At 41.4% G+C, this 2,736-nt stretch carries 2 protein-coding genes and 1 pseudogene; 1 reads left to right on the top strand and 2 read right to left on the bottom strand.

Going from position 1 to position 2,736, the window contains the following annotated elements:
• Nucleotides 1–640, bottom strand: a 640-nt coding sequence (locus G4P69_RS36810) for an aspartate kinase (RefSeq protein ID WP_208354772.1), incomplete at its 3' end; no start/stop codon positions are given.
• Nucleotides 641–858: 218 nt separating this feature from the next.
• The gene (locus G4P69_RS36815) at nucleotides 859–1,725 is read right to left on the bottom strand and encodes a hypothetical protein (RefSeq protein WP_208343643.1); all 867 of its coding nucleotides are present in this window, start codon (nucleotides 1,723–1,725) and stop codon (nucleotides 859–861) included.
• A 772-nt stretch (nucleotides 1,726–2,497) separates the two neighbouring features.
• Between G4P69_RS36815 and G4P69_RS36820 the strand changes: the two are divergent.
• Nucleotides 2,498–2,736: pseudogene (locus G4P69_RS36820) on the top strand (hypothetical protein); the annotation flags it as partial.

Below are 2,736 nucleotides of genomic sequence, written 5' to 3' on the forward strand. Positions count from 1 at the left end.
GGAGTACTTTAGCTCCCAAGCTAGCGAGTTCGAGCATTTCATCGCTAGTTATTTCATCCATCAATTGAGCATCTGGAACCAAACGAGGATCTGTAGTGAGAATACCTGGAACATCAGTATAGATTTCACAATAATTTGCGTGCAAAGCAGCCGCTAAAGCTACTGCTGAAGTATCCGAACCCCCACGTCCCAAAGTAGTGATTTCCAGTTCTTGAGTGCTAGTAATCCCTTGAAAACCTGCTATTACTACGACTTTATGTTGATTTAGATGTCTTTGTATACGATCAGTTGCGATATGCAGAATCCGAGCACGGGTATGTTCACCTTCAGTCACAATACCCACTTGAGCACCTGTCAGAGAAATTGCTGGCTGTCCTAACTCTTGTAAAGCCATACTAACCACGGCTATTGAGACTTGTTCACCAGTAGAAAGCAGCATATCCATTTCCCGACGGTTAGGATTTGGAGAGATTTCATGGGCTAATTTCACAAGTCCATCGGTGGTTTTACCCATTGCAGAAACGACCACCACAACAGAGTTTCCTGCCTTAACAGATCTGCAAACTCTTTTTGCAACAGCCTGTATGCGTTCTACTGAACCGACAGAGCTACCACCGTACTTCTGAACTATGAGCGCCATAATTTTATGAGTTAATTGTCCCTGACAAATCTATCTGTTAATTATATTTCTTGGAGGGTATCTAAATTCCATTTTTTTTACAAATTGGGAATGGGGAATGGGGAATGGGGCATGGGGCATGGGGCATGGGGCATGGGGTATTGGGGACTTGACTTTGTTTAATTCTTCCTCTGCTCTCCCTGCTCCTCTGCTCCTCTGCTCCCCCTGCTCCCCATCCTCTATTTACCCCGACGAGTTTCAGTCAACTGCTTACTGATTGTGTAATATCCAGGTGTATCAGGTAGACGATACCAGCGCCCTAGTATATATCCTCGAGATAATTCTTTGGTGACTCTATCTTTAGCAGTTCTGAGGGTATTGCCTTCTAATTCCCCATAAATTGCACGGACGATATAATCTGTGTGAGAAACAGTATTAGGAGTTTCTTGGAGGATAGTGAAAATGGCATCCCCTAATTTCATACCTTCTAATTTGGGGACAAAGGGAATGTTGATTGAGCGTGGTCTTTGGGGAAATCGCTTATTTCTAGCGTTACTTGAACCCTTTTTGTTGCTTTCTGAGGCTTTCGATGTTTTTTGAGTAATTTTTTCGTTAGTTTGTGGTTTATCTTCTGACTCAAAAGGATTATCTTCAGAATCATCACTACTTGCACTTTCTTCGTCTGTTGTGTCTGTAACTTCTCTGTCAGATAAGGAAGCAGTTGAGCTTCTATCCTCAGCAGGGGAAGTTTGTGGTAAAGTAACCTCTGTTTGGGCTTCTGAGACTACAGAAGGTTCCTTAACCTCCTTGAGTTCAATTTCAGCTTCTTGCGAACTTTGATTTGATTTTTCGAAATCTGTCTTTGTGGACAAGTTACTCACGGCACCATTTGTATAGGTTGGTGGGAGGTCTTGCACACTTTCGCTCAAAGAGTGCGCACCGATTTTCAGTCGTGAGTGTGAAGTTGTATTGAGGGAATGCTCCGATCCCCCTACATCGTCAATCAATGCATTGATGTGTTCAAGCTGAGATACCGCATGAGTAATAATATTCTGATAATAGTCTCGAGCTTCAAACAGAGAGGTGATAAATCGGTCTATATCCATAAGGGCATGACTTTGCTAAAAGTAATATCATCAGATATCAACCTAACAGAGATTGATTAATCCAATGCCATCAAAACAGGTTCACGTTAAAGAATATACAGTGAGAGCGCACCAACGCTTGATTCACACTCGCACTTACAAGTTCATCTGCAAGCAATGCAACCAAGCAACTGTACGCGAATCATATGCTACTCTTCGACCATTATATTGTGAAAGTTGCCGTCCGAGCAAAACTAAACCGGATGCTCCAAAAGGAAAGAAAAAACCTAGACCCGTCAACTATGTATCAGACGATGGGAAAGGCTAAGGTAGGCACAATTGATGTTGATAACACATTGATTCTAGAAATTTTTCCTTTCTAAGAACCGCTCTTGACATTTAAAACTCATGATTTAGTATGCTACGATGTTGCAAATACTCTTAGCATCATTAATATTGTGAGTTTTATGAAGACCGAAGTTTCACTGCTCTGTAGCAACTGTTATTTGTCTATCTGATCACAATAGTTGTTTAGATGTGAAAATAAGGTCTCAAGAGGATACAAGAGTTGATGTATAGAAGTTGTTACTAAAGTAAACAGAAAGACAAACACCCAAATAGGCTGTTTGTCTCTCTTGCTCTCGGAAAACGCTCTGTACATCGCTGTTAAATCGGGCATTCCTTTAGCTCAAGAGAGTGCAAATCTAAGGAATTATTAGGCCGCATCAATAGCAACAAGACAATACTCATGTTGGTGTTGTCACCAACAATAAAGTTCTCCATGGTCTACTCTATGCTCAAAAAGCTCAAGCTCGATTTTAGTTCTTTGCTCGGGTTGCTGCTTCTAGCGCTTTCGATTTGGGCAATCACGCAACAACTGCGTGAATATGATTACCATGACATCTTGAACTCTTTGAGAGCAATTCCTAAAAGTCGGTTAAGTTGGTCAATTTGGTTAACAGCTGCTGGTTATCTAATTATGGCTGGCTACGATGCCTTAGGTTTTACCTATCTTGGTTGTTCCATTGCTTT

Origin of the sequence: Aetokthonos hydrillicola CCALA 1050 (assembly GCF_017591665.1) — a bacterium.
GTDB classification, from domain to species: domain Bacteria; phylum Cyanobacteriota; class Cyanobacteriia; order Cyanobacteriales; family Nostocaceae; genus Aetokthonos; species Aetokthonos hydrillicola.

Coding starts and splice junctions, on each gene's coding strand:
- G4P69_RS36815 (WP_208343643.1), bottom strand. CDS start 1,725: ATGGATATAGACCGATTTATCACCTCTCTGTTTGAAGCTCGAGACTAT.